The 18,138-nt window shown below is 71.9% G+C and carries 14 protein-coding genes; 9 read left to right on the top strand and 5 right to left on the bottom strand.

Features of this window, described 5'->3' with window-relative positions; all coding sequences use genetic code 11:
- The first annotated feature begins 13 nt into the window (after nt 1-13).
- Nucleotides 14-2,941, top strand: coding sequence for a protein kinase domain-containing protein (locus ACJ7VY_RS13495; protein ID WP_409475829.1), 2,928 nt, complete (start codon nt 14-16; stop codon nt 2,939-2,941).
- A gap of 76 nt (nt 2,942-3,017) precedes the next feature.
- Here the strand turns inward: ACJ7VY_RS13495 and ACJ7VY_RS13490 are convergent, their stop codons facing one another.
- Both ACJ7VY_RS13490 and metK read right to left on the bottom strand, forming a co-directional pair.
- Nucleotides 3,018-3,521 carry an acyl-CoA thioesterase gene (locus ACJ7VY_RS13490; protein WP_104939583.1) on the bottom strand — a complete coding sequence of 168 codons (504 nt, stop codon included), beginning with the start codon at nt 3,519-3,521 and terminating at the stop codon, nt 3,018-3,020.
- A 131-nt stretch (nt 3,522-3,652) separates the two neighbouring features.
- Complete coding sequence (metK, locus tag ACJ7VY_RS13485) at nt 3,653-4,888, bottom strand: methionine adenosyltransferase (protein WP_293765201.1); 1,236 nt, start codon at nt 4,886-4,888, stop codon at nt 3,653-3,655.
- 221 nt (nt 4,889-5,109) lie between these two features.
- Here metK and ACJ7VY_RS13480 point away from each other — a divergent pair, with 221 nt between their 5' ends.
- The 8 genes from ACJ7VY_RS13480 to ACJ7VY_RS13445 all read left to right on the top strand — a co-directional run bounded on the left by ACJ7VY_RS13480 (nt 5,110) and on the right by ACJ7VY_RS13445 (nt 14,386).
- Nucleotides 5,110-6,822, top strand: a complete 1,713-nt coding sequence (locus ACJ7VY_RS13480; protein ID WP_409475828.1) for a GNAT family N-acyltransferase — start codon at nt 5,110-5,112, stop codon at nt 6,820-6,822.
- On the top strand, nt 6,819-7,733 hold the full coding sequence (locus ACJ7VY_RS13475; RefSeq protein WP_409475827.1) for a UDP-2,3-diacylglucosamine diphosphatase: 915 nt from the start codon (nt 6,819-6,821) through the stop codon (nt 7,731-7,733). The genes ACJ7VY_RS13480 and ACJ7VY_RS13475 overlap by 4 nt, the downstream gene beginning before the upstream one ends.
- A gap of 72 nt (nt 7,734-7,805) precedes the next feature.
- Nucleotides 7,806-9,197, top strand: a complete 1,392-nt coding sequence (locus tag ACJ7VY_RS13470; RefSeq protein WP_409475826.1) for a TolC family protein — start codon at nt 7,806-7,808, stop codon at nt 9,195-9,197.
- The gene (locus ACJ7VY_RS13465; protein WP_161613817.1) at nt 9,194-10,204 is read left to right on the top strand and encodes an HlyD family secretion protein; all 1,011 of its coding nucleotides are present in this window, start codon (nt 9,194-9,196) and stop codon (nt 10,202-10,204) included. Before ACJ7VY_RS13470 ends, ACJ7VY_RS13465 begins: the two co-directional genes overlap by 4 nt.
- The gene (locus ACJ7VY_RS13460) at nt 10,189-11,367 is read left to right on the top strand and encodes an ABC transporter permease (protein ID WP_409475825.1); all 1,179 of its coding nucleotides are present in this window, start codon (nt 10,189-10,191) and stop codon (nt 11,365-11,367) included. Before ACJ7VY_RS13465 ends, ACJ7VY_RS13460 begins: the two co-directional genes overlap by 16 nt.
- Nucleotides 11,364-12,488 (top strand): ABC transporter permease, encoded by a 1,125-nt coding sequence (locus ACJ7VY_RS13455; protein ID WP_409475824.1) that lies wholly within the window; start codon nt 11,364-11,366, stop codon nt 12,486-12,488. Before ACJ7VY_RS13460 ends, ACJ7VY_RS13455 begins: the two co-directional genes overlap by 4 nt.
- A 90-nt stretch (nt 12,489-12,578) precedes the next feature.
- Nucleotides 12,579-13,640, top strand: a complete 1,062-nt coding sequence (locus ACJ7VY_RS13450) for a metal-dependent hydrolase (protein ID WP_409475823.1) — start codon at nt 12,579-12,581, stop codon at nt 13,638-13,640.
- Between the two features lie 146 nt (nt 13,641-13,786).
- Nucleotides 13,787-14,386, top strand: coding sequence for a nitroreductase family protein (locus ACJ7VY_RS13445; RefSeq protein WP_104939575.1), 600 nt, complete (start codon nt 13,787-13,789; stop codon nt 14,384-14,386).
- Nucleotides 14,387-14,647: 261 nt separating this feature from the next.
- On the opposite strand, the gene dusB is transcribed toward ACJ7VY_RS13445, so the two are convergent.
- From dusB to ACJ7VY_RS13430, 3 genes are all read right to left on the bottom strand, one after another.
- Nucleotides 14,648-15,652, bottom strand: coding sequence for a tRNA dihydrouridine synthase DusB (gene dusB / locus ACJ7VY_RS13440; protein WP_161613850.1), 1,005 nt, complete (start codon nt 15,650-15,652; stop codon nt 14,648-14,650).
- A gap of 169 nt (nt 15,653-15,821) precedes the next feature.
- The gene (locus ACJ7VY_RS13435; RefSeq protein WP_409475822.1) at nt 15,822-16,775 is read right to left on the bottom strand and encodes a ribokinase; all 954 of its coding nucleotides are present in this window, start codon (nt 16,773-16,775) and stop codon (nt 15,822-15,824) included.
- A gap of 55 nt (nt 16,776-16,830) precedes the next feature.
- Entirely contained in the window at nt 16,831-18,129 is a 1,299-nt protein-coding gene (locus tag ACJ7VY_RS13430; protein WP_104939573.1) for a NupC/NupG family nucleoside CNT transporter, read from the bottom strand.
- Nucleotides 18,130-18,138: the final 9 nt, after the last annotated feature.

The raw sequence follows: 18,138 nt of genomic DNA, 5'->3' as shown, positions 1-18,138 counted from the left end.
GGGAATGGGGACGATGCGCGAAGGCGAGGGGAGCAGTGGCGACGCGACGCGTTACCACCGGGTCAAGCAGATCGTGCTGCAGGCGCTGGACCTGCAGGGCAGCGCCCGCGAGGCGCTGATCGAACGCGAGGCGGCCGGCGATGCAGCGCTGGCCGAGGAGGCGCGGGCGCTGCTCGCCGGCATGGAGGCCGACCAGACGCTGGTGGTGTCGTGCCGTTCGCCGGGGCTGCCGCCGCCCGACCCGGGGCAGGACCTCAGCGGCCAGGAGGCATCGGCCGACGCCAGCCGCGAATACCGCCTGCTGCAGCGCCTGGGCGCCGGCGGCATGGGCGTGGTGTACCTGGCCGAACGCAGCCACGGCGGCTTCGTGCAGAAGGTCGCGCTGAAGCTGCTCAACCCGGTGGCCGAGGCGTCGCAGGAACTGCGCGCGCGCTTCGCCCGCGAGCGTGAACTGCTGGCGCGGCTGGACCACCCGGGCATCGCGCGCCTGCTCGACGGCGGCATCCTCGCCGATGGCCGCCCGTTCCTGGCCATGGAATACGTCGAGGGCGAGCGCGTGGACGTCCACGCCGCGCGGCTGCCGCTGGACGAGCGCATCGCGCTGTTCGTCAGGATCTGCGAAGCGGTGGCCGAGGCGCACCGCTGCCTGGTCATCCACCGTGATCTCAAGCCGGCCAACATCCTGGTCGACGCGCGCGGCCAACCGCGGTTGCTGGACTTCGGCATCGCCCGCCTGATCGACGAGGACAGCGCGGCGGCCGGCGATACGCGTACCGGCCAGCATGCCCTCACCCTGGCCTACGCCAGCCCCGAGCAGCTCGCCTGCCAGCCGCTGACCACCGCCACCGACGTCTACTCGCTGGGCGCGGTGCTGTACCAGCTGGTCTGCGGGCAGCTGCCGTTCGCCGACATCGACAACCCGGCCGGCCTGTACAACGCCATCGCCAATACCGACGTGCCGCCGCCAAGCCGGCGGCTGCGCGCCGACGGTGCGCCACGGCGGCGCGGGCGCGCGGTGCCGGCCGACATCGACGCCATCGTGCTCAAGGCGCTGCGCAAGGAGCCTGACCGCCGTTACCCCTCGGTCGCGGCGCTGGCCGAGGACCTGCGCCGGTACCTGGAGCACCGCCCGGTCAGCGCCCGCGCCGGCGAACGCGGGTATCGCATGCGGCGCCTGCTGCGGCGCAATGCCTGGCCGCTGGCCGCCGCGGCGCTGGTGCTGTTGTCGGTGCTGGGCGGACTGCTGGCATCGGTGCTGGCCCTGCGCGAGGCCAAAGCGCAGCAGGCGCTGGCCGAACGCCGCGGGCGGGAGCTGCAGCGGATCGTCGATTTCCAGCGCGGCACCCTGGAAAGCGTCGACATCCAGGCAATGGGGCGCTCGCTGGCCGCCGCGCAGAAGGACATGCTGCTCAAGGCCGACGCCGCCGCCGGTGGGCAACTGGCGTCGCCGCAGGTGCTGCAGCTGGTGGATGCCGCGGCCGCGCGTGGCGCCACCGATCTGGCCCGCGATGCGCTGGAGACCTACGTGGTGGCGCACGCGCTGGACCGGATCGGCAACGAGGTGAGCGACGACGCCACGCTGGCGGCGGAGCTGCGGCAATCGCTGGCCGGCGTGCTGCACGCCATCGGCAGCAACGTCAGCGCCGAGGCGCAGTTGCGGCAGGTGCTGGAGCAGCGGCAGGCGCTGGCAGCGGACAGCCCGGAGCGGCTGTCAACGGAACTGGCGCTGGCAGGGGTGCTGGTCACCCTCGGGCGCGCGGACGAGGCGCAGCGCCTGTACACGCAGGTGCACGCCGCCACCGCGGCACGGCCGATGAGCGATCCGCAGCGGCTGGAGGCCGAACTGGGGCGCGCCATCCTGATGATCATCCAGGGCCGCTTCGACGACGCCATCGCCGCCTACGACGCGATCCGCGCGGGTGTCGGCGGCGCGCTGCCGGAAAGCGACGAGCGCCTGCTGCGCCTGCGTCGTTACCGCATCGATGCGTTGATCCAGGCCGGCCGGCGCGACGAGGCCGGGCCGGAGGTCGAAGCGCTGCTGCCGCTGTACCAGCGTGCGCTCGGGGCGACGCATCGCGACACGCTGTACGTGGCATTGGTGCAGGCCAAGCTGCTGCGCGAGCAGAAGCAGTTCGAACAGTCGCAGGCCGTGGCCCGCAACGTGGCCGACGTGCTGGCGCGGCGTTACGGCGAAGACCATCCGGACACGGTGTCGGCGCGCTACCTGGTGGCGATCAATGGTTTCGCGCTGGCCGGCGACGACGCGGCGCTGGCCCGGGTCCAGGCCGAGATCGAACGGGTCATCGACTACCGGCGCCAGCAACAGGGCGAAGACAGCGCCCAGGCCGTCTCGCCGATGACCGGCCTGGTCGGCGTGCTGAACAAGCGCGCCATGCTGGCCGGCGACCCGGCCGCGCGCGCCGGATTCATGGCGCAGGCGCTGCAGGTGCAGCAGGCAGTGCTGGATTCGCACCTGCGCCATCGCGGTCCGGACCATCCCAATACCCTGCTGGCGCAGGGCAGCCTGGCGAGCCTGCTGCACCGGCAGGGGCGCCATGCGCAGGCGCTGCTGCATGCGCAGCGCTGCCTCGAGGGCCAGCGGCGCACGCTCGCGCCGGACCACCCGATCATCGCCGGCACCTGGAGCCTGAATGCCGACATCCTGTTGGCTCTGGGCCGGCTGGAGCCGGCGCGCGCGGCCTACGCGACGGCATTGGAGCTGCGCGCGCGCAAACTCGGCGCCGAGGCGTCGCCCACGATCGAAACCGCCGCGCGCCTGTACCGGCTGCTGCAGCGCATGCAACGCGTGGACGATGCGACCGCGCTGCGCACCCGCTACCTGGACCCGCTGCTGAAGCGTGACCCCGCGCAGCTGGATGCCGGGATGCGTTCGGTCCGCGAGCAGGCACGCGAGGTGATCGCCGCGGCCGGCGGCCGCTGACCCGCAGCGGCAGGCGGCGTACGCCACGCCGCGCTCCGGTGGGCGGCGCCCGCCCGTGGGCGCCGCCGCCGCGGTGCTACGGCGCCGGCGTGGTGGCGCTGCTGCCGAGCAGCTCGCGGTGGCGCTGCTCCATGTCCTGGCGCAGCTGGCGGCGGATCTGCGCGGCGGCATAGCGGCGCTTCTCGTCGCCGGTCGCCGGCTGCAGCGGCGGCACCGGCGTGGGCCTGCCGTCGTCGTCCACCGCGACCATGGTGAAAAAGCAGCTGTTGGCGTGGCGCACGCTGCCCTGGCGGATGTCCTCGGCCACCACCTTGATGCCCACTTCCATCGACGAGGTGCCGGTGTAGTTCACCGACGCGAGGAAGGTGACCAGCTCGCCCACCGCGATCGGCTGGCGGAACATCACCTGGTCCACCGACAGGGTGACCACGTAATTGCCGGCGTAGCGGCTGGCGCAGGCGTAGGCCACCTGGTCGAGCAGGCGCAGTACCGCGCCGCCATGCACCTTGCCGGAGAAATTGGCCATGTCCGGGGTCATCAGCACGGTCATCGACAACTGGTGGGACGTGGGCTCGGACATGGGCATTGGCGCGAAGGGGGGAGCCGCAGGCTAACCCGGCGCGGTGGCCGGATGCACCCCCGGCCGCTGCCCGCAAACGGAAAGGCCGCCCCTGCGGGCGGCCTTTCCGGTCAACGCCTGCCGGGCCGGGCTTACTTGAGCTTGGCGGCCTTGCGCAGCGCTTCGGCGCGGTCGGTCTTCTCCCAGGAGAACGCGGTGGCGTTCTGGGTCTTGCCGTCGCCGTCGACGTACGAGAATTCCTTCGGCTTGCGGCCGAAGTGGCCGTAGGCGGCGGTCTGCTGGTACATCGGGTGGATCAGGTCGAGCATCTTGATGATGCCGTACGGGCGCAGGTCGAAGTGCGCGCGGATCAGCTTCTCGATCTGCGCGTCGGCGATCTTGCCGGTGCCGAAGGTGGTGACCGAGATCGAGGTCGGCTCGGCCACGCCGATGGCGTAGGAGACCTGCACTTCGCACTTGTCGGCCAGGCCGGCGGCGACCACGTTCTTGGCCACGTAGCGGGCGGCGTAGGCGGCCGAGCGGTCGACCTTGGACGGATCCTTGCCGGAGAACGCGCCGCCACCGTGGCGGGCCATGCCGCCGTAGGTGTCGACGATGATCTTGCGGCCGGTCAGGCCGCAGTCGCCCACCGGGCCACCGATCACGAAGATGCCGGTCGGGTTGATGTGCACCTTGTTCTTCGGCAGCGCGTCCAGCCACGCCTTCGGCAGGACCGGCTTGAGGATGTGCTCGCGCACGGCCTCGATCAGGTCCTTCTGCTTCACGCCCGGGTCATGCTGGGTCGACAGCACCACCGCGTCCAGGCCCTCGATCTTGCCATCCTGGCCGTAGCGCAGGGTGACCTGGCTCTTGGCGTCCGGGCGCAGCCACGGCAGCGGCGAGTTCTTCTTCTTGCGGACCTTGGCCTGCTGCTCGACCAGGCGGTGCGAGTAGTAGATCGGCGCCGGCATGAATTCCGGGGCTTCGTTGCAGGCATAGCCGAACATCAGGCCCTGGTCGCCCGCGCCCTGTTCTTCCGGCTTCTTGGCCTTCTTGTCGGTGCCGTCGACGCCGGCGGCGATGTCCGGCGACTGCTTGCCCAGCATGTTGATGATGGCGCAGGTGTGGCCGTCGAAGCCGACGTTGGAGTTGTCGTAGCCGATCGCGTTGATGACGTTGCGGGTCAGCTCTTCGATGTCGACCCAGGCCGAGGTGGTGACCTCGCCGGCGACGATCGCCGCACCGGTCTTGACCAGGGTTTCGCAGGCGACGCGGGCGCGCTTGTCCTGGGTCAGGATCGCGTCCAGCACCGCATCGGAAATCTGGTCGGCGATCTTGTCCGGATGGCCTTCGGAGACCGACTCGGAAGTGAAGAGATAGCTGGACATGAGCTTGTATCCCTGTATGCGGATGAAAAGATAGCCGCGCATGATACACGGCCGGGGCACCCCGGGAATAGTGCAGGGCCGGTTGTTGCCATCCGGTTAATAAACCGGTTCACCCAGCCCGCCGCCCGCGGCCCGGCGTCACCGAACTGCCGCAAAACCGCAACCGCGCTGCCGCCTGGCGGGCGCAGGCTGCCGGCCAACCGGGCCGTCGGACCACCGCCATGCACCAGATCGAGCAACGCCTGCAGCAGCGCTATCCCGAGTGGTTCCATGGCCCGCGCGGGCACCTGGCGCGGCCGCTGCTGCGCAGCGTGGGGCGCTGGTCGCGGCTGGACCAGGTGCAGGCGTTCCTGCGCCACAACGGCGAGCGCCGCGGCCTCGCCTTTGTCCAGGCCGCGCTGGACTTCCTGGGCAGCCGCTACCAGCTGGACCGTGGCGCGCTGGCCCGGATCCCCGCCCGCGGGCGGCTGCTGGTGGTCGCCAACCACCCCTCCGGCGCGCTCGACGCGCTGGCGCTGCTGGACGCGGTGGGCCAGGTGCGGCGCGACGTGCGCATCATCGCCAACGACCTGCTGGCCGACCTGGAGCCGCTGCGCGAGCTGCTGCTGCCGGTGCGGATCCTGGGCGGCCGCGCGCGCCGCGACAGCCTGCGCGCGGTGGAGCAGGCGCTGGCGGCCGAGCAGTGCGTGATCGTGTTCCCGGCCGGCGAAGTGTCGCGGCTGTCGCTGCGCGGCATCCGCGACGGCCGCTGGAACCGCGGCTTCGTGCGCTTCGCCAACGCCACCGGCACGCCGGTGCTGCCGGTGCGGGTGCAGGCGCGCAACTCGGCGCTGTTCTACGGCGCTTCGGCGCTGTTCAAGCCGGCCGGCACCGCGCTGCTGGCGCGCGAGATGTTCGCCCGCCGCGGGCGCCCGCTGCGGCTGTGGGTGGGGCAGGCCCTGCACCTGGACCCCGCGCTGGACCCGGCGCTGCAGCTGCAGGCGGTGCGGCGCGCGCTGTACGCGCTCGGTGCCGACGACGCGCCGGCGGGCGCCACCGTCGACGCGCCCGAACCGCTGGCCGCGGCGGTCGCCGCCGAGCGGGTCGCGGCGGAGATCGAGGCCGCCGACCTGCTCGGCCAGACCGGCGACGGCAAGCAGATCCGGCTGGCGCGCTGCGCCGCCGGCTCGCCGCTGCTACTGGAACTGGGGCGGTTGCGCGAGCTGACCTTCCGCCGGGTCGGCGAGGGCACCGGGCGCAGCCGCGACCTGGACGACTTCGACCTGCTGTACCAGCACATCGTGGTCTGGGATGCGGCGCAGCAGCGCATCGCCGGCGCCTACCGCATCATGCGCGGCGCCCAGGCGCTGGCGCGCAGCGGCCTGGCCGGGCTCTATACCGCGGCGCTGTTCCGCTATGCCGACGATGCCATCCCGCGCATCGCCGAGGGCATGGAGCTGGGCCGCAGCTTCGTGGTGCCCGACTACTGGGGCAGCCGCAGCCTGGATTACCTGTGGCAGGGCATCGGCGCCTACCTGCGCAGCCAGCCGGGCGTCCGCTACCTGTTCGGCGCGGTATCGATCAGCGCAGCGTTGCCGCGCCAGGCGCGCGAACAGCTGGTTGCGTACTACCAGCGCTACTACGGCGGTGGCCATGGCCTGGTCGAGTCGACCCGGCCGTTCCAGTACTTCGCCGCGCCGCCGTGCTTCGGCGACATGGATGCCGATGCCGCGTTCGAGGTGCTCAAGGCCAACCTGGCCGCGCTGGGCACCAGCGTGCCCACGCTCTACCGCCAGTACACCGACCTGTGCGAGCCGGGCGGCGCGCGCTTCCTGGCGTTCGGCGTGGACCCGGACTTCAGCGATTCCATCGACGGCCTGATCGAAGTGGACCTGCAGGCGATCCGCCCGCACAAGCGCCGGCGTTACCTGCGCGACGCCGGGGTGCCGGCATGAGCGTGCCGACCCCGCTGCTGCCGCACCGGCGCGCGGTGTTCATCTCCGACACCCACCTGGGCGCGCGCCATTGCCATGCGGCCGAGCTGGCGCGGTTCCTGTCCACGCTGCGCTGCGAACGCCTGTACCTGGTCGGCGACATCGTCGACCTGTGGTGGCTGGCGCAGCGGCGCGCCAGCTGGAACGCGGCGCACAACGCGGTGGTCGAGGCGCTGCACGGGCTGCGCCGCGCCGGCACCGCGATCATCTACATCCCCGGCAACCACGACGCCCCGCTGCGCCGGACCTGCGGGCTGATGCTGCCGGCGATGCAGGTGCGGCGGCGTGCCATCCACGTCACCGCCGATGGCCGCCGCCTGCTGGTGGTGCACGGCGACGACTACGACGGCGCGACGCGCTGGCATCTGCCGATGCCGACGCGCGCGGCGCGTGCAGCGACTTCCCCCGTCGCATCGCCCGATGCCGGCGATGCGATCGCCCCCTCGACCCAAGGCCGCTGGCGTCGGGTTCTCACCCATCTGCAGTACGGCGTGGGCGACTGGCTCTACTACCGCATCCTCACCGGCAACCGCCTGCTCAACGTGCTGCGCCAGCGGGTCGGGCTGCGCTACTGGTCGCTGGCCGAGTTCCTCAAGCGGCGCAGCGCCGCGGCCGAGCGCTACATCGAGCGTTTCGTGCAGGCCGGGCTGGACGACGTGCGCCGCCGCGGCCTGGACGGCATCGTATGCGGCCACATCCACCGGGCCGCGCTGGTCGAGCGCGATGGCCTGGTCTATGCCAACGACGGCGACTGGGTCGAAAGCCTCACCGCCCTGGCCGAGGATCACGACGGCAGCCTGCGCCTGCTCGACCCTGCCGGGCGCAGCCTGGCGTGGCTGCCGCCACGCGCGCCGCAGGCGCGGGCCGCCTGAGCTGGCCTGCATGCTGCTTCCTCACGGTGGCGGCGCTATGCTCGCCGCGGGCTGGGGAAAGGAGCATCCGCGGTGGCACACACGCAGTCGACGACCCGGGCAAGGGCGGGGTTGTTCGCGGCCTGGCTTCTGCTGGCCGCCACCGGCACCGCTGCCGCCAGCGCCGACGACCCGCCGGCGTTGAGCTTCGAACAGGCGCGCGCGCGCCTGGAACAGGTCTCCGACGCGCTGGCCGCGGCCGACGCCGGGGTGCGCGGCAAGCAGGACCTGCAGGACGCCACCCGCTACCTGCGGCTGCCGGAAATCACCGGCGACATACGCCGCATGCAGTTCCAGAAATCGCTGGAGCTGCCACTGGGTTCGCTGGCACCGGTGGCCGAGGCGTTCGGCATCGAATCGCCGCTGCGTTTCGCCGAGCGCGACTGGCGCACCCGCCCGATCGTCACCGCCAGCGTGCCGCTGTACAGCGGTGGGCTGATCCCGGCGGCGCAGCAGGCGGCGCAGGCAGCCACCGCCCAGGCCGAGGCCGAGCGCGAGGCGCAGCGCCAGTCGCTGGCGCTGCAGCTGGTACAGGCCTATTTCGGCCAGCAGCTGGCCGAACGCGCGGTGCAGGTGCGGCGCGAGGTCCGCGATGGCCTGCAGCGGCACCTGGACGACGCGCTCAAGCTCGAACGCGAAGGCTTCGCCAGCCGCGCCCAGCGCCTGCAGGCCAGCGTCGCCCGCGACAAGGCCGAGCGTGAGTACCAGAAGGCGCGCAACGACCTGGCCACCCTGCAGCAGGCGCTGGCCACGCTGCTGCGCAGCGGCGGCAACGTCGGCACCACCTCGCCGCTGTTCGTGATCGACGCGCCGCTGGAGCCCCGCGAGGCGTTCGAGCGCAGCGCGCTGCAGCGCCATCCGCAGCTCGAGCGCCTGCGCGCGCTGGGCCAGCAGGCCGAACAGGGCGTGCGCGTGCAGCAGGCCAGACTCAAGCCACAGGTCTACCTGTTCGGCCAGTACGACCTGCACCGCCGCGACGCCCTGCTCACCGATGCCGACTGGGCGTTCGGCATCGGCCTGCGCTATACCTTCCTGTCGCCGAGCGCGCGGCCGCTGCAGGTCAGCGCCGCGCGCGCGCAGCTGGAACAGGCGCGCGCCGGGCTGGGCGAGGCGGAGAACCAGGTGCGGCTGGGCGTGGGCAAGGCCTGGAACGAACTGGACACCGCGCGCAGCCAGTTCCGGCTGCTGGACAGCAGCATCGCCCAGGCCGAGGAGAACCTGCGCCTGCAGGAGCTGTCCTTCCGCGAAGGGCAGGCGACCTCGCTGGACGTGATCGACGCGCGCCTAGCGCTGGGCGCGGCGCGGGTGGAGCGGGCGCAGGCGGCCTACCAGTTCGATGTGGCGCTGGCGCAGCTGCTGGAAGTGAGCGGGCAGATGCAACGGTTCGACGACTACCGCCGGCGGGCGGACAAGGTGCTGGAATGAGCCAGACGGCGGGACACGACACGGGACCGCGGCGGCGCCGCGTTTTTGCCATCGCCGGCGTGTTGTTGCTGGCGCTGGTGGCGCTGGGGCTGTGGCTTGGCCTGCGTACCCCGGCCGACCAGGTGCAGGGCATGGCCGACGCCGACAGCGTCAACGTCGCCGCCAAGGTGACCGCGCGGCTGCACGCGCTGCACGTGCGCGAGGGCCAGCGGGTCGCGGCCGGGCAGCTGCTGTTCGAGCTGGACAGCCCGGAAGTCGCGGCCAAGGAGCGCCAGGCCGCGGCGGTGGTCGCGGCCGCACAGGCGATGGCGGACAAGGCCGAGGAGGGCGCGCGCAGCGAGGACATCCGTGCCGCCGAGGCCAACTGGCAGCGTGCCCGGGCCGGTGCCGAACTGGCCACGGCCACGTTCCGGCGGCTGGACACCCTGTTCAACGAGGGCGTGGTCACCCGGCAGAAGCGCGACGAGGCGCAGGCGCAGGCGCGCAGCGCGGAGGAGCTGGCGCGGGCGGCGCGGGCGCAGTACGACCAGGCGCTGGCCGGCGCGCGCCGCCAGGACAAGGCCGCCGCGCTGGCGCAGGTGCGGCAGGCCGAAGGCGCCAAGGCCGAGGTCGACGCCGCGCGCCAGGAAACCCGCGGCCACGCGCCGCTGGCCGGCGAGGTGAGCAAGCGCATGGCCGACATCGGCGAACTGGTGCCGGCCGGCTACCCGGTGTTCACCCTGGTCGACATCGACCACATGTGGGTGGCGCTGACCCTGCGCGAGGACCAGCTGCACGGGCTCAGGCCGGGGGCGGTGCTGCAGGGCACGATCCCGGCCCTGGGCGGGCGCAGCGCCGCGTTCGAGGTCTACTTCATCAGCCCGGCCGGCGACTACGCCACCTGGCGCAGCACCCGGCAGTCATCCGGCTACGACGTGCGCAGCTTCGAGGTGCGGGTGCGTCCGCGGCAGCCGGTCGACGGGTTCCGCCCGGGCATGAGCGTGCTGTTCGCATGGCCGCAGGGCTGACGCCGGGCAGCGGCGCCGCGTTCGCCGCGTCGCTGCGGCGCGAACTGCGCCACTGGCGCGAGGACCGCTGGGAACTGGCACTGGTCACGCTGGTGCCGCTGCTGCTCATGCTGCTGATGATGGCGCTGTTCTCCGGCGCGGTGCTGCGCCAGCTGCCGGTGGCGCTGGTGGACCTGGACGGCAGCGCCGACAGTCGTGCGCTGGCGCGCGCCATCGATGCCAGCCCCGGGGTGGCGCTGGTCGCCCAGCCGGCGTCACTGCAACAGGCACAGGCGCAGCTGCGCGCGCTGGAGGTGTTCGCCATCGTGCTGCTGCCGGCCGACATGAGCCGGCGCGCGCTGCGCGGCGAACCGGCACCGGTCTACGCGTTCTACAACGCCACCTACCTGGCCACCGGGCAATCGGCCGCGCGTGACATCGCCGACGCGGTGGCCGCGTACAACGCGCGCATGCTGAAGGAACGGATCGGCCTGCAGGCCGGGCCGGCGCGCCTGCGCGCCGCGCCGGTGACGGTGCAGGCCACGGTGCTGTACAACCCGGCGCGCAGCTACGAACTGTTCCTGCTGCCGCTGATCTTCCCGGCGGTGCTGTCGCTGCTGGCGGCACTGGCGGCCGGCGGCGCCTTCGGCCGCGAGCGCCGCGACGGCCTGCTGGCCACCTGGCTGGGGCGGCGGCCCTGGGCCGCCATCGCCGGCAAGCTGCTGCCCTACGTGGCGGTGTTCTCGCTGTACGGCGCTTTCGGTGTGCTGTACGTGGCTTACGTGCGTGGCGACGGCGTGGCCGGCAGCGTGTTGATGCTGTTGCTGGCCCAGCCGCTGTTCTACCTGGCGTGCTGCTGCTTCGCGCTGCTGTTCATCGCCCTCACCCGCGACATGTGCACCGGGCTGTCGCTGGTCGGGCTGAGCATCGGCACCGCGCTGGCGTTCTCCGGCGCCACCTTCCCGGTGGTGGCGGCGCCGCTGTTCACCCGCGTGTGGAATGCGCTGCTGCCGCTCACCGCGTATGTCCAGCTGCAGATGCAGCAGCTGTTCATGGGCTCGCCGTGGACGGTGTCGCTGCGTCCGCTGGGCGTGCTGGCACTGATGGCGGCGGTGGCCGGTGCCGGTGGTGCACTGCTGCTGGCCCGGGGCGCGCGCCGCGCCGCGCCGCCGGTGCCGGCATGAGCCGGGTCGCCGCCAGCTTCCGCGCGACGCTGCAGGCGGTGTTCGCCGACTCGGCCGCGCGCACGGTGATGATCGGCGCGGTGCTGTTGTATTCGTTCTTCTACCCGGCGGCCTACCGCCACCAGGTCGCCAGCGACCTGCCGCTGGCGGTGGTCGACGCCGACCGCAGCGCCACCAGCCGCGCGCTGGTCCGGCATGTCGACGCGCTGCGCGCGGTGCGGGTGGCGACCCAGCCGCGCGACCTGGCGCAGGCGCGCGCGCAGCTGGAGGCCGGCCAGGTCGACGGCATCGTGCTGATCCCGGCGCGGCTGGAGCGCGACATCCTGCGTGGTGGCAGCGGCCAGCTGGTGTTGCTGGGCAATGGCGCCTACCTGGGCCGCGCCAGCGCCATCCTGGGCGGGCTGGCCGAGGGCATCGGCGCCTTCGGCCGCGACCAGGCGGTGCGCCAGGCCGGCTTCATGGGGCCGCCGCTGGCGGCACCGCTCGAACTGGTGCAGCGGCCGCTGTACAACACCCGCGAGGGCTACGGCAGCAGCGTGGTGCCGGGCGTGGCCGAGCTGATCGTGCACCAGACCCTGCTGCTGGGCATCGGCGTGCTGCTGGGTACCCGTCGCGCGCAGTCGGGGCAGCGCCTGCAGGTGGCGACACCGGCGCTGCTGGGCATGGCCGCGGCCTTCACCCTGGTGGCGGTGGCCGGGCTGCTCTACTACGCCGGCTTCAACGCCTGGGTGCAGGACTACCCGCGTGGCGGCAACGTGCCCGGCCTGCTGCTGGCGGTGCTGCTGTTCGCGCTGGCGTCGGTGGCGTTCGGTCTGTTCGTCGGCAGCTTCTTCAGTACCCGCGAGCGCGCCTTCCAGTACGTCACCGGGGTCTCGATCCCGCTGTTCTTCCTGTCCAACCTGTCGTGGCCGGCGGTGGCGTCGCCAGCGGCACTGGTGGCGCTGGCCAAGCTGTTGCCGACCACCGCGGGCATCAACGCCATCGTGCGCACCCAGCAGATGGGCGCGCGGGTGCCCGAGGTCGGCGGCGAACTGCTCAACCTGCTGTTGCTGGCGCTGCTGTACGCTGCGCTGGCGGCGTGGCGGCTGCGCGCGCGGCCGCCACGCCACCCTCCGGGGTAGCTGCCGGGCCCGCCCGGCACCGGGGGCGGCCGCGGATGCGCCCTGCAGGGCAAGCCCTGCATCCACGGCAGGGCCCGGCATAATGCGGCGATGGATTCCCTCAGCCAGATCGTCCTCGGCGGCGCCGTCGCCGCCGCCATCGCCCCGGCCGGCCACCGCCGCGCGGCGCTGCTCGCCGGTGCCGCGCTGGGCACGCTGCCCGATCTCGACGGGCTGCTGATCATCGCCTTCACCCGCGACCCGGTGAGCCTGATGACGCTGCACCGCAGTTTCAGCCATTCGCTGTTCGTGCTGCCGCTGCTGGGCACGCTGATCTGGTGGCTGTACCGGCGCTTCGGCCACGGCCGGGTGGCGCAGGCGCCCGCGCGCTGGTGGTGGGCGATGGTGCTCGCGCTGGTCACCCATCCGCTGCTGGACGCGTTCACCGTCTACGGCACGCAGCTGTGGTGGCCGCTGATGCCGCACCCGACGATGTGGTCGAGCGTGTTCATCATCGACCCGCTGTATACCGTGTGGCTGGCGCTGGCCTGCGTGGTAGCGTGGTTCGCGCGGGCGCGGCCGCTGGCGCAGCGTGCGCTGGTCGCCGGGCTGGTGCTCAGCTGCGGATACCTGGGCTGGTCGCTGCTGGCCAAGCATCTGGTCGAGCGCGATGCCGACCGCGCGCTGGCGGCGATGGGGCTGGCCGGCGCGCCGCGGTTCTCGGTGCCGATGCCGTTCAACACGCTGCTGTGGCGGGTGGTGGCGATGACCCCGCAGGGCTACGTGGTCGGCGACCGCTCGCTGTGGGCCGACCACGGGCCCATGCGCTTCAGCGGTTACCCGTCCAATGTGCAGGCGCTGCGCCAGGCGCAGTCGATCCCGGCGGTGGCGCGGCTGCAGTGGTTCAACCGCGGTTTCATGCGCGCGCAGGTGCGCGATGGCGAACTGGTGCTCAGCGACCTGCGCATGGGCCTTGAGCCGGACTACAACTTCAGTTTCGCCGTGGCCCGCGAGCAGGGGGGGCGCTGGGCGCCGATCCCGCCGCGGCAGCTGCGGCCCGTGTATCGCGATGCCGGTGGGCGCGCGGTGCTGGAGCAGCGGCTGGCGCAGGTCTGGCACCGTATATGGAACGATGAGGGCGTGATGCCGGCGGCGGAGGTGACGGGCGGTTAGGCGGGAGATTCCGGAAGCGGGATTTATTTTCAAATTTAGAACAAATAGTGATTTTTATAGTGTTTGTTCTGAATTTGTTGGCAATTACACTGGCGCCCATTCCACGAATGGCCGCCTTGCCGGCTTTCCTTCCTTCCGGAGTCACCATGAACAGCCAAGCCATCGCCCTGTACAAGCAGCGCCGTTCCCAGTACGCGCTCGGCCGCACCCTGCCCATCGGCCAGGACCAGGTCACCGACCTGATCAAGCACGCCGTGCGCGAGGCGCCGTCGGCCTTCAATTCGCAGCCGACCCGCGCGCTGATCCTGCACGGGGCGCAGAGCGTGAAGTTCTGGGAGCTGGTCAAGGACGCGCTGCGCCCGATCGTGCCGGCCGCCGCGTTCGCCGCCACCGAGGGCAAGCTGGACAGCTTCGCCGCCGGCGCCGGCACCGTGCTGTTCTTCAATGACGTGGACGTGACCCGCGGCCTGCAGGACCAGTTCCCGCTGTACGCCGACAACTTCCCGGTGTGGGCCGAACACGCCAACGGCATCGCCCAGTTCGCGGTGTGGACGGCGCTGGCCGAGGCCGGCATCGGCGCCAGCCTGCAGCATTACAACCCGGTGGTGGACGAGGCCGTGCACCGCGAATGGGGCATTGCCGGCAACTGGCAGCTGCGCGCGCAGATGCCGTTCGGCTCCCACGAAGCCGCCATCGGCGAGAAGAGCTACATGGAGGACGAGGCCCGCTTCAAGGTCTTCGCCTGAGCCTTCCGGCGCGCTCCTCCCCCCGCGCCGATCCAGGCCCGCCGGCTCTGCTGGCGGGCCTTTCTGTTGTGCCCGGTGGTCGCGCTCCTTTCCGGCTTGGCCTGCCGGAACGCGGCCCCGCGGGTTGGCGGCCGTGCCGGGCACAGGCCTGGGATCGACACCGCCGGTGCGGGGCTTGCCGCGCACGGAAGCCTCGCGGGAACGGCCGCATGCGGGGCAAGCCCCGCATCTACGGGATTGGTTGCATGCGGGGATCGCCCGTCAGGCCGCGGCCAGCGGCTGCGCGGCGATCAGCCCGTCGAAGTAGTCGCGGGTCAGCCGCAGCTGCGCGTCGGCGCTCTCGGCGGCGTTGACCACGGCGCGGAACGCCGCGCGCTGTTCATCGGTGTGTTCAGGCCGGTCCTTCGCGTACCAGCCCAGGTGCTTGCGGGCGATGCGCACGCCCTGCGGTTCGCCGTAGAACGCGTGCAGGTCGGCCAGGTGCCCGAGCAGGATGTCGCGCACCTCTTCCAGCGACGGCGGCGGCAACTCCTCGCCGGTGGCCAGGTAGTGGGCGATCTCGCGGAAGATCCACGGCCGGCCCTGCGCGGCGCGGCCGACCATCACCGCGTCGGCGCCGGTATGAGCCAGCACCTGCGCGGCCTTGCGCGGGGAATCGACGTCGCCGTTGGCCAGCACCGGAATGTCCAGCATGGCCTTGATCGCGGCGATGGTGTCGTACTCGGCGGTGCCGGTGTAGTGCTGGTCGCGGGTGCGGCCGTGCACCGCCAGCGCGGCGATGCCGCTGTCCTGGGCGATGCGGGCGATGGCCGGCGCGTTGCGCACCTGCGCGCACCATCCGGTGCGGATCTTCAGCGTGACCGGCACGTCCACCGCACCCACCACCGCCTCCAGGATGCGCGCCACCAGCGCTTCGTCGCGCATCAGCGCCGAGCCGGCCCAGGCATTGCACACCTTCTTGGCCGGGCAGCCCATGTTGATGTCGATGATCTGCGCGCCGTGGTCGACGTTGTAGCGCGCCGCCTCGGCCAGCTGCCGCGGCTCGGTGCCGGCGATCTGCACGCTGATCGGCGCCGGCTCGCCGGCATGGTCCATGCGGTGGATGGACTTGCGGGTATTCCAGAATCGCGGGTCGGAGATGGTCATCTCCGAGGCGGCCAGGCCCGCGCCGAGCCGCTTGCACAGCTGCCGGAACGGTTTGTCGGTGACGCCGGCCATGGGCGCGAGCACCACGTTGGGTGCGATGGTGTAGGGGCCGATCTGCATGCGGCGCATTGTAGTGCCCGGCGCGGCGCCGATGCCGGCGCCGGCCCGTCGCGCGGGCATGGCTTCAGCGCTCATCCGGTTTGCCGGTGGCGCCCCGCCCCTGCCATGCCGCCGCGGGCGGCCGCTGGCCGCCCAGCGGTGGCGGCCAGCGCAGCGGCGGTGCGCGGGCTCAGGCGGCGTCGGCCGGGGTCATCCGCGGCATCGCCGCGGCGGCGCCTTCGCTCTCGGTGGAGCGGGCGGCGTACTGGTTGGCGAAGCGCACGTGTTTGATGAAGGCCGCGTCCGGGGCCTGTGCCAGCGAGGCCGCCAGGGCGCCGTTGAAGGCGTCGCCGGCACCGGTGGTATCGACCACCTGCGCCGGCTCGGCAGCCACCCGGTAGTAGGGCTGGCTGTCGCCGCGCAGGCGCTCCTCGTCGTGCGAGACGAACACGCCGACCGCGCCGAGGGTGACCACCACGGTGTTGCCGGACAGCTTGCGGCACAGCGCGTGCAGGCTGGCGCCATCCAGCGCCGCCACGTCGTCGGCCTCCACCCGCTCGCCGACATGGCGGCCGAGCAGGGCGGCGAACTCGGTTTCGTTCGGAGTCAGCACGTCGGCCAGCTTGAGCAGGCCGATGCTCGACGGCGCGTTGGCCGGGGCGGCGTTGAGCACGGTCAGCACGCCGGCCTCGCGGGCGATGCCCAGCGCCGCCTCGATCGACTCCACCGGCGACTCCAGCTGCGCCAGCAGCACCCCGGCCGCGCCGATCAGCGCGGCGTTGGCGGCCATGAAGCCGGTGCTCAGCGAGGCATTGGCGCCGGGGCCGATGACGATCGAATTGCGGCCGCGGCTGTCCACGTAGATGCCGGCGGTGCCGGTGGGCTCGCCGCTGGCCTCGGCGGCCAGCACGATGCCGTCGGCCGCGGCCAGCTGCCGGGCCAGCGTGCCACCGGCGTCGTCGCCCAGCGCGCAGACGAAGGTGATGCCGGCACCGGCGCGGCGCGCGGCCACCGCCTGGTTGAAGCCCTTGCCGCCGGGACCGGTGCTGTAGCGCCCGGCAATGGTCGCCCCCGGCGCGGGCAGGGCATCGCAGCGCCAGACGTGGTCGACATTGAAGGAACCGGCAACAACAACAGACTTCATGGAATCAATTTCTCTTCAGGTGGCTTTGGGGGAGCCGAAGGGGGAGCGCGCGTGCTCAGCCGAAGTGGCTGAGCACGCCGGCGATGGTGGCCGTCATCAGCGTGGCGATGGTGCCGCCCAGCACCGCGCGCAGGCCGAACTTGGCCAGGTCGTGGCGACGGTCCGGGGCCAGCCCGCCGATGCCGCCGATCTGGATGGCGATCGAGCTGAAGTTGGCGAAGCCGCACAGCGCGTAGGTGGCGATCAGGCGGCCTTCGTCGCTGAGGGTGACCCCGGCGACATTGCCCTTGATGATCTCCGACAGCTGCAGGTAGGCCACGAATTCGTTGATCACCACCTTCTGGCCGATCAGCGAACCCACGGTGGTGGCATCGGCCCACGGCGTGCCGATCACCCAGGCGATCGGCGCCAGCACGTAGCCGAAGATGGTGGCCAGGTTGGTCGGCTTGCCGATGGCCTGGGCCAGCCCGGTCACTTCGCCCAGCCAGGTCAGCGGCGCGTTGAGCAGCGCGATCAGGGCGATGAAGGCCAGCAGCATGGCGCCGATGTTCAGCGCCAGCTTGAGGCCGTCGCCGGCGCCGGCCGCCGCCGCGTCGATGATGTTGGACGAGGTCTTCTCCACTTCCATCTTCACCGTGCCGCGGGTCAGCGGGGTGCCGGTCTCGGGCACCAGCAGCTTGGCGATCACCAGCGTGGCCGGCGCGGCCATGATCGAGGCCGCCAGCAGGTGCTTGGCGTAGAACGCCTGCGCCACCGGGTCGCCGCCGCCGAGCATGCCCACGTAGGCGGCCAGCACGCCACCGGCGATGTGCGCCATGCCGCCGATCATCATCGTGATCAGCTCGGACTGGGTCATCTTGGGGATGTAGGGGCGCACGGTCAGCGGCGCCTCGGTCTGGCCGATGAACACGCTGGCGCAGACGCTGGTGGTTTCCGCGCCGGACACCCGCATCACCTTGGTGATCGCCCAGGCCATGACCTTGACCACCGCCTGCATCACCCCGACGTGGTAGAGCACGCCCATCAGCGCCGAGAAGAAAATGATGGTCGGCAGCACCTGGAAGGCGAAGATGAAGCCGTACTTGGGCACGTCCATCAGGCTGCCGAAAATGAAGCTGGAGCCTTCGTTGACGTAGCTGAGGATCTTGACGAAGCCCTGGCCCAGCCAGTCGAACACGTCGCGCCCGCCCGGCACCAGCAGCACCAGCGCGGCGAAGGCGATCTGCAGGCTGATGCCGGTGGCGACCAGCTTCCAGTCCACTGCCTTCTTGTTGTTGGAAAACAGCCAGGTGATGCCGATCAGCACCGCCAGACCGAACAGGCCGAAGCCGATCCTGCCCAAACCTTCGACCATGAGTATTCC

The organism is Stenotrophomonas sp. Y-13, from assembly GCF_046267925.1.
Classification (GTDB): domain Bacteria; phylum Pseudomonadota; class Gammaproteobacteria; order Xanthomonadales; family Xanthomonadaceae; genus Stenotrophomonas; species Stenotrophomonas acidaminiphila_A.
This window is presented reverse-complemented; position numbering and strand designations above follow the sequence as displayed.